The following is a 6,570-nucleotide window of genomic DNA, read 5'->3' as shown; positions in this document are numbered from 1 at the left end:
AGTGCGGCCCGATCCGGGGCAGTGTTTTCCGCAATTTCAGTTTAGAGGTTATCCGACTCGACGTCCAAGCGCCAATCCAACTCCGAAGAGCGTGTCGCTTGGGGTTTCGATCCGGCAGTCACCCACTCTACCACAGTTGTGGGAGCTTGGTTCGTGACCTTCGCCCGGGTCCGTTCCCTTCGGCCTTTCGGCTTTCCGGGCCCGTTCCGCGCTGGCAGAGAGAAAGTTACACGTGCGGGAACACGAGGTCAAATCGCGCCCACAAGCGCCCAACGCAAGGTGAAACCGCAGGTCACCAGCCCTGTGTCAGGTCTGGGATCACCGTAACCCACCGCCAGGGGCGGCGCAGTGTGATGGCGATCACCCAAAAGAGTTTCGGTGGGGCGGGCGGAACGACAGTGGCCGCCGATCCCTCGGGGATCGGCGGCCACTGGTGATCGTTCGCGCAGGTCAGCGGGTCAGCGCTGCACCCGGACGCCGGCAGTGTTGCGCTTGCCCCTACGGAGCACCAGCCACGTGCCGTGCAGCAGGTCCTCCGGCGCGGGGTGCCACTCCTCGTCCACGATCTTCGCGTTGTTCACGTACGCGCCGCCCTCCTTCACCGTGCGGCGGGCGGCGCCCCTGCTGTCCGCGAGCCCCGAGGTGACCAGCAGGTCGACGATCGTCGGCGCCTCGTCGAGCCGGACGGTGCCGGTCGGCGCCTCGGCCATCGCGGCCACCAGCGTCGACTCGTCCAGGTCCCGCAGCTCGCCCCTGCCGAACAGCGCCTGGCTGGCCGCGATCACCTGCTGCGTCTCCCGCTCGCCGTGCACGAGCGTGGTGAACTCCTCGGCCAGCCGCCGCTGGGCGGCCCGCAGGTGCGGGCGCTCCTGGGTGTCCTGCTCCAGCGCGTCGATCTCCTCGCGGGACAGGAACGTGAACATGCGCAGGTAGCGCAGCACGTCCGCGTCGCCCACGTTCACGAAGTACTGGAACCACGCGTAGGGCGAGGTCATGGCCGGGTCGAGCCAGACGTTGCCGCCGCCGGTGGACTTGCCGAACTTGCGGCCCTCGGCGTCGGTGACCAGCGGCGCGGTCAGCGCGTGCAGCGACGTGCCGTCGACCCTCCTGGCGAGGTCGACGCCGCCGAGGATGTTGCCCCACTGGTCGGCGCCGCCCACCTGGAGGCGGCAGTCGTGCTTGCGGCTCAGCTGGAGGTAGTCGTGCGACTGGAGCAGCAGGTAGCTGAACTCGGTGTAGGACATGCCGTCACCGTCCAGCCGCCGCTTCACGGTCTCCCTGGCCAGCATCACGTTGATCGAGAAGTGCTTGCCGATGTCGCGCATGAACTCCAGCACCGGGAGCTGGCCGGTCCAGTCCAGGTTGTTCGCCACGATAGCGCCGGTCGGCGAGTCGTCGAAATCGACGAACCGCTCCAGCTGGCCTCGGATCCGGCCGGCCCACTCGGCGACCACGTCGAGCGTGTTCAGCGTGCGCTCGCCCGTGTCGCGCGGGTCGCCGATCATGCCGGTGGCACCGCCGGCCAGGACGATCGGCCGGTGCCCGGCGCGCTGGAACCGGCGCAGCAGCAGGAGCGGGACCAGGTTGCCGGCGTGCAGGCTCGGTGCTGTCGGGTCGAACCCCGCATAGAGAGTGAGCGGGCCCGCGTCGAGGTCTCGGCGCAGCGCGTCGAGATCGGTGGACTGCGCGATCAATCCGCGCCAGGACAGCTCGTCGAGGATGTGCTCACTCACAGGGGAATTCTCCCCTACCAGGTCAAAGCAGATTCACGGGGCCGGGATCGGGCGCTTGCCGCCGCGCCGGTAGGCGCTCACGGCGGGCGAGCCGTCGACCCAGAACCGCCACGGCACGTCCATCGCCACGGCGATGCCCACCCTCGGGCCGCTGCGGATGTCGGTCTCGGCGACCGGGTCCCCGGCGAACAGCCGGACCGACGATCGCGCGTCGGTGACGTCGGACCCGTTGTGCGTGCGCGTCACGCCGAGCACGTCGCACAGCTTGGCCGGGCCGTTGGCCAGCTCGCTGTCCCGGCGGGCGGCGGGGCGGCGCGAGCGGGCCAGGTCCACACCGGACACCACCTCGCCGGCCCGCAGCAGCAGCGCGCCCGGCCGGTCCTCGCCGAGGCAGACCACGTTGGCGCAGAAGTGCATGCCGTAGACGAAGTACACGTACAGGTGACCGGCGGACCAGTACATGACCTCGTTGCGCGGGGTGCGGCCCCGGAAGCAGTGCGAGGCGGGATCGTCCTCGCCCCGGTACGCCTCGACCTCGACGATGCGGACGCCGACGACGCCGTCGGGGCTGTCCGCCTCCAGCACGCTGCCGAGCAGGAGCCTGACGGCGTCGACGGGATCGACGGCAAGCTCCTGCTCGGTGAGTAAGCGCGGGGTCATTTCGTCCAGGCGCGGTAGTCCTGAGACTTGGCCGTGAGCCTGGCCAGCTGCTCGGCGACCCTGGCGGGCGCGGTGCCGCCATAGGCGTCCCTCGACGAGATCGAACCCTGCACGGTGAGCACCGTACGCACCTCGGGAGTCAGGTGCGGCGAGCAGGCCGCCAACTCCTCGTCGGTCAGCTCGTCCAGCCCGACGCCCCGTGCCTCGGCGCGGCGCACGCTGTCGCCGGCCGCCTCGTGCGCGACCCGGAACGGCACGCCCTGCCGGACCAGCCACTCGGCGATGTCGGTCGCCAGGGTGAACCCGGCGGGCGCGCTCGCCGCCATCCGCTCGGTGTCGTAGCGGATGGTCTCGAGCATCCCCGCGATCGCCGGGAGCAGCAGCTCCAGCTGTTCGACCGAGTCGAACAGCGGCTCCTTGTCCTCCTGGAGGTCGCGGTTGTAGGCCAGCGGCTGCGCCTTGAGCGTGGCGAGCAGGCCGGTCAGGTTGCCGATGAGGCGACCGGACTTGCCCCTGGTCAGCTCGGCGACGTCCGGGTTCTTCTTCTGCGGCATGATCGAGCTGCCGGTGGCCCAGGCGTCGTCGAGGACCGCGTAGTGGAACTCGCTCGTGGTCCAGATGATCACCTCCTCGGCGATCCTGGACAGGTTGACGCCGAGCATGGCGAGGCAGAACGCGATCTCGGCGGCGAAGTCCCGCGACGCGGTGCCGTCGATGGAGTTCTCCACCGGGCCGTCGAAGCCGAGGTCGGCGGCGACCGCGGCCGGGTCGAGCCCGAGCGAGGAACCGGCGAGCGCACCGGATCCGTACGGGGAGAACGCCGTCCTGGCGTCCCAGTCGCGCAGCCGGTCCACGTCCCGCAGCAGCGCCTGGGCGTGCGCGAGCAGCTGGTGCCCGAGCAGCACCGGCTGGGCGTGCTGGAGGTGGGTGCGTCCCGGCATGGCCGCGTCCGGGTGCGCCGCCGCCTGGGCGGCCAGCGCGTCGACGACGTCGAGCGTGCCGGCGGCCACGCGGCGGGCCGCGTCGCGCAGCCACATCCGGAACAGCGTGGCCACCTGGTCGTTGCGGGACCGGCCGGCGCGCAGCTTGCCGCCGAGGTCGGTGCCGACGCGTTCGAGCAGGCCGCGTTCGAGGGCGGTGTGCACGTCCTCGTCGGCGATGGTCGGCGTGAACGCCCCCGAGGCCACGTCGGCCGCGAGGACGTCCAGCGCGGCGAGCATGCGCGCGAGCTCGTCGTCGGTGAGCAGGTTCGCGCGGTGCAGCACCCTGGCGTGCGCCCGGGATCCTGCGATGTCGTAGCTCGCCAGCCGCCAGTCGAAGTGGGTCGAGGCGCTCAGGGCCGCCATCGCCTCGGCGGGCCCTGAGGCGAACCTGCCGCCCCAGAGCCGCGCCGGGGCTCCGTTGTCGGAACTCACGAAGCCACCTCGCTGCGCGAGCCGGCCCCGTGAGTTCGAACTGCTGTGCTCAACGGTGAACTCGCAAGCTCGTTCACGAGTGACCCCGCTGGAGGTCCCGCTTGGCGGCGATCTTGCTGGGCAGGCCCCAGAGCTGCACGAAGCCCTTGGCCAGCGTCTGGTCGAACGCGTCGCCCTCGTCGTAGGTGGCGAGGTTGAAGTCGTACAGCGAGTCCTCGCTGCGCCGGCCGTTGACGACGGCCCGGCCGGCGTGCAGCACCATCCGGATCTCGCCGGACACGTACTCCTGGCTCTTGGTGATGAAGGCGTCCAGGGCGTCCTTGAGCGGGGAGAACCACAGGCCGTCGTAGACCAGCTCGCCCCAGCGCTGCTCGACCTGCCGCTTGAAGCGGGCCGCGTCGCGCTCCAGGGTGACGTTCTCCAGCTCCTGGTGCGCGGTGATCAGCGCGATCGCGCCGGGGGCCTCGTAGATCTCCCGGCTCTTGATGCCGACCAGCCGGTCCTCGACCATGTCGAGGCGGCCGATGCCCTGCGCGCCTGCGCGGCTGTTGAGCTGCTGGATCGCCTGGAGCACCGTGACGGTCTCGCCGTCGATGGCCACCGGCACGCCCTTGTCGAACGTGATGATCACTTCGTCGGCGTCGCGGGGCTCGGCCGGGTTCGCGGTGTAGGAGTAGACGTCCTCGATCGGGGCGTTCCAGATGTCCTCGAGGAAGCCCGTCTCGACGGCGCGGCCCCAGACGTTCTGGTCGACCGAGTACGGCGACTTCTTGTTGACGTCGATGGGCAGGTTCCGCTCCTCGGCCCAGACGATGGCCTTCTCCCTGGTCCAGGCGAAGTCGCGGACCGGGGCGAGCACCTTGAGGTCGGGGGCGAGGGCGCCGATGCCGACCTCGAACCGGACCTGGTCGTTGCCCTTGCCGGTGCAGCCGTGCGCCACGGTCGTCGCACCGTGGTACTTCGCGGCCTCGGCGAGGTGCTTGACGATCACCGGCCGGGACAGCGCGGACACCAGCGGGTAGCGGTCCTGGTAGAGCGCGTTGGCCTGGAGCGCCGGCAGGCAGTACTGCTCGGCGAACTCGTCGCGGGCGTCGGCGACCACGGCGTCGACCGCGCCGCAGTCCAGCGCCCGCTTGCGGATGGTGTCCAGGTCCTCGCCGCCCTGACCGAGGTCGACGGCGACGGCCACTACCTCGGCGCCGGTCTCCTCGGCGATCCAGCCGATGGCGACGGACGTGTCCAGCCCACCCGAGTAGGCGAGGACGACCCGTTCAGTCATGATCGTTCTCCTAGTTAGAACCCGATGTCGATCGGGTGTTGTGCGATGTACTGGTGTCCCGCGGCCAACGCGGTGAGCCGTTCGGCCAGTTCAGCGCCGGTCAGGGGGTCCCTCGCCACGACGAGGATGGTGTCGTCGCCGGCGATGGTGCCGACGATGTCGTGCAGTGCCGCCCTGTCCAGCGCGCTGGCCAGGAAGTGTGCGGCGCCAGGCGGAGTGCGCAGGACCGCCAGATTGGCCGAGTGGTCGGCGGAGACGAGCAGCTCGGCGAGCAGCCTGGCCAGCCGGGACGTGCCGCCCTCGACCGCGCGCACCGGGCTGCCGTCCTCCGGGATCACGTAGACGGGAGCCCCGCCGTCCGCGCCCCGGAGCTTGACCGCGCCGAGCTCGTCGAGATCCCGGGACAGGGTGGCCTGGGTGGTCTCGATGCCCTCGGCGGCCAGCAGCTTGGCGAGCTCGGACTGGCTGCGGATGGCGCGCTGGGAGACGAGCTGCACGATGCGGGCCTGCCGCGCCGCCCTGGTCGCCGCGCCGATGCTGGTCATCGTCGGTCCATCACCCCCTGGGACTGGATCAGCCAGGTGAGCAACGCCTTCTGCGCGTGCAGGCGGTTCTCGGCCTCGTCCCACACGGCGCTGGCCGGGCCGTCCATCACCTCGTCGGTGATCTCCCAGCCTCGGTGGGCCGGCAGGCAGTGCAGCACGGTCGAGGTGGTGCCGGTTGCGGCCAGCAGCTCGCGGTTGATCTGGTAGGGCCGGAACGGGCTGACCCGGTCCTTGCCGTCGTTCTCCTGGCCCATCGAGGTCCACGAGTCGGTGACCAGGACGTCGGAGCCCTCCGCCGCCTGGCGCGGCTCCCGCAGGATCGCCACCGAGCCGCCGGTCTCCGCGGCCCGCTGCTTGGCGGCGTCGAACACCCAGGGCAGCGGGTCGAAGCCCTCCGGCGCGGCGACGCGGACGTGCATGCCGGCGGTGGCGCCGCCCAACAGCAGGGAGTGCGCCATGTTGTTGGCGCCGTCGCCGAAGTAGGTGAGGGTCAGGCCGGCGAGCTTGCCGTGCCGCTCCCGGATGGTCTGGAGATCGGCGAGCACCTGGCACGGGTGGAACTCGTCGGTGAGCGCGTTGATCACGGGCACGCTGGAGGCCGAGGCCATCGCCTCGATCCTGGCGTGCGCGAAGGTGCGCCACACCACGGCGTGCACGTACCGGGACAGCACCCTGGAGGTGTCCGGGATGGTCTCCTCGCGGCCGAGCTGCATGGTGCGGCCGTCGACCACGACGGGGTGGCCGCCGAGCTGGGCGATGCCGATCTCGAAGGACAGCCGGGTGCGGGTCGAGTTCTTCTCGAAGATCACCGCGACGCCCTGGGGGCCGTGCAGCGGCCGCTGGGCGACCGGGTCGGCCTTCATCAGGTCGGCGAGGTCGAGGACGTCGCGCTGCTCGTCGGGGTTGAGGTCGTCGTCGCGCAGGAAGTGCCGTGGCAT

6 protein-coding genes are annotated in these 6,570 nt (G+C 70.9%); all 6 read right to left on the bottom strand.

The features are described from left to right. Positions 1-458 precede the first annotated feature (458 nt). The 6 genes from tyrS to argF all read right to left on the bottom strand — a co-directional run bounded on the left by tyrS (position 459) and on the right by argF (position 6,570). Positions 459-1,733 (bottom strand): tyrosine--tRNA ligase, encoded by a 1,275-nt coding sequence (gene tyrS / locus F0L68_RS26775; protein ID WP_149852572.1) that lies wholly within the window; start codon positions 1,731-1,733, stop codon positions 459-461. Between the two features lie 33 nt (positions 1,734-1,766). Further along, complete coding sequence (locus F0L68_RS26770) at positions 1,767-2,393, bottom strand: DNA-3-methyladenine glycosylase (RefSeq protein WP_149852571.1); 627 nt, start codon at positions 2,391-2,393, stop codon at positions 1,767-1,769. Beyond that, positions 2,390-3,808: an argininosuccinate lyase gene (argH, locus tag F0L68_RS26765; protein ID WP_149852570.1), complete on the bottom strand. Its 1,419-nt coding sequence runs from the start codon at positions 3,806-3,808 to the stop codon at positions 2,390-2,392. Before argH ends, F0L68_RS26770 begins: the two co-directional genes overlap by 4 nt. 73 nt (positions 3,809-3,881) lie before the next feature. Continuing rightward, a complete protein-coding gene (locus F0L68_RS26760; RefSeq protein WP_149852569.1) occupies positions 3,882-5,087 on the bottom strand; it encodes an argininosuccinate synthase in 1,206 nt (401 codons plus the stop codon). A gap of 14 nt (positions 5,088-5,101) precedes the next feature. Further along, positions 5,102-5,632, bottom strand: a complete 531-nt coding sequence (locus tag F0L68_RS26755; protein ID WP_149852568.1) for an arginine repressor — start codon at positions 5,630-5,632, stop codon at positions 5,102-5,104. Beyond that, positions 5,629-6,570 (bottom strand): ornithine carbamoyltransferase, encoded by a 942-nt coding sequence (gene argF / locus F0L68_RS26750; protein WP_149852567.1) that lies wholly within the window; start codon positions 6,568-6,570, stop codon positions 5,629-5,631. Before argF ends, F0L68_RS26755 begins: the two co-directional genes overlap by 4 nt.

Source organism: Solihabitans fulvus (genome assembly GCF_008386585.1).
GTDB lineage: Bacteria > Actinomycetota > Actinomycetes > Mycobacteriales > Pseudonocardiaceae > Solihabitans > Solihabitans fulvus.
Note: the sequence above shows the minus strand (reverse complement) of the source record. Positions and strands in the feature narration are given on the sequence as shown.

Bases quoted from the DNA above. Each gene is read 5' to 3' on its own strand.
- F0L68_RS26770 (WP_149852571.1), bottom strand. From the start codon at position 2,393: ATGACCCCGCGCTTACTCACCGAGCAGGAGCTTGCCGTCGATCCCGTC.
- F0L68_RS26760 (WP_149852569.1), bottom strand. From the start codon at position 5,087: ATGACTGAACGGGTCGTCCTCGCCTACTCGGGTGGGCTGGACACGTCC.
- F0L68_RS26755 (WP_149852568.1), bottom strand. From the start codon at position 5,632: ATGACCAGCATCGGCGCGGCGACCAGGGCGGCGCGGCAGGCCCGCATC.
- argF (WP_149852567.1), bottom strand. From the start codon at position 6,570: ATGCCACGGCACTTCCTGCGCGACGACGACCTCAACCCCGACGAGCAG.